This window comes from Proteus sp. G4380, from assembly GCF_963885725.1.
Classification (GTDB): Bacteria; Pseudomonadota; Gammaproteobacteria; order Enterobacterales; family Enterobacteriaceae; genus Proteus; species Proteus mirabilis.
The window spans coordinates 1-1636 of the sequence record NZ_CAWPAV010000108.1 but is presented as its reverse complement, the minus strand read 5'-3'; the positions used below and the strand labels follow the sequence as shown (position 1 = coordinate 1636).

The 1636-nt window shown below is 31.4% G+C and carries 1 protein-coding gene; it reads left to right on the top strand.

What is annotated here, in order from left to right; genetic code table 11:
- On the top strand, positions 1–1636 hold a 1636-nt coding region (locus tag AACU98_RS09805), incomplete at both ends, for a M10 family metallopeptidase C-terminal domain-containing protein (RefSeq protein ID WP_161735869.1).

Here is a 1636-nt window from a genome sequence, read left to right as displayed (position 1 = left end):
CTATTTACCTAAAGGGATCATCACAACAGGAACTATGATAGGTTGGCCAAAAAAATCACCAAATGAAATAACAACAATAACTTATACATTTCCAGATCATAACACATACCGAGAAATTATAAAAAATAAAAACCCATTAACAGAAAACATGAGAAAAAAAACGCTAAAAGATATATATGAATATTATAGGTTAGTAAATATTAGAGAACAAAAAAAACAAGAATTAAACACCATTGAAGATAAAGATAGTGAGGCTTCAAAAAAAAGAATAAAAGAATTAGAAGAAGGAATAAAAAAAATAGCAAATGATATTTATACTATACTAGATAATATACCTATCTATATTTACTCCACTCAAGAAACAATATTCCCTCATCAACAAAAAGTTATCGAAGAAATATTACAACACACCTCAGATATCGTACCTATATTTTTTAAAAAAATATCACCATATACCAATGCTGATTTAAAATTTGGCTATTATAATCAATTTGTTAATATATCTGGTACAAAATTCATTTCAGGTTATCGAAAAGGCAGTGCTAGTCATCCTAACGAGGAAGGTACACCTATAAAAGAGATAAAACCAGATGAAGAACATGATGATCCGGGTACTATATTTATTGATTTTTCTTCACGCGAATATTATAAAACAATTAAGCAAGATAATATTGATGAATATATAGAAAATGAGGCAGATATCTATGATATATATTATATTAATAATGATAAAACTATTACAATAGCAAGGGGTAATAATGAGTTACGCAAAGAATACCAACAAAATAAACATAAAATCGGCTCATTTGTATATCATACTTTTATACATGAATTAGGTCATTCTCTAGGGCTATTTCATATTTGGGAATACATACTAAATGAAAAGCATAAAGTATTAGATTCAATTAAATACTCAGTTATGAGCTATAAGTGTCCTGATATTAAAGATGCAGATTTTGGTGGCCTTTATCCTATGACCTTTATGCTAGTAGATATATTATTGTTACAATATCTCTATGGCGAAAATATGACCACACGTCTTGAAAATAATACCTATGGATTTAATTCCAATACGGGACGCGCCGCTTACTCTTTAAATAGCATAGAAGATAAATTAGTGAGCTGTATTTGGGATGCGGGTGGAATTGATACATTAGACTTTTCCCTATATACCGTTAATCAAGTCATTAATCTCAATGAAGGCTGTTTTTCAGATATTGGAGGATTACGGAGTAATATCTCTATTGCCTATAAAACGATTATTGAAAATGCGATTGGTGGTAAAGGTGATGATACTCTCATAGGAAATCCTTTTGATAATAACCTAATCGGTGGTGATGGCAATGATTTATTCTATGGCGGTGATGGCAATGATTTATTCTATGGTGGCTCTGGAAACGATGTTATATACGGAGAAATGGGAAATGATGTGCTCTATGGTGATGATGAAGATGATATGCTTATTGATTATTATGGTGCTAATATGTTGGATGGTGGTAAGGGTAATGATCGGATCTGTGTAGCCTCAATGGATAGAGGGCTCCCTGGCAGAAATATCATTCAAGGGGGAGAAGGTGATGATGAAATATATTTGGGCACAGGAACTCATCGTATAACAGGTGGACAAGGAAATGAT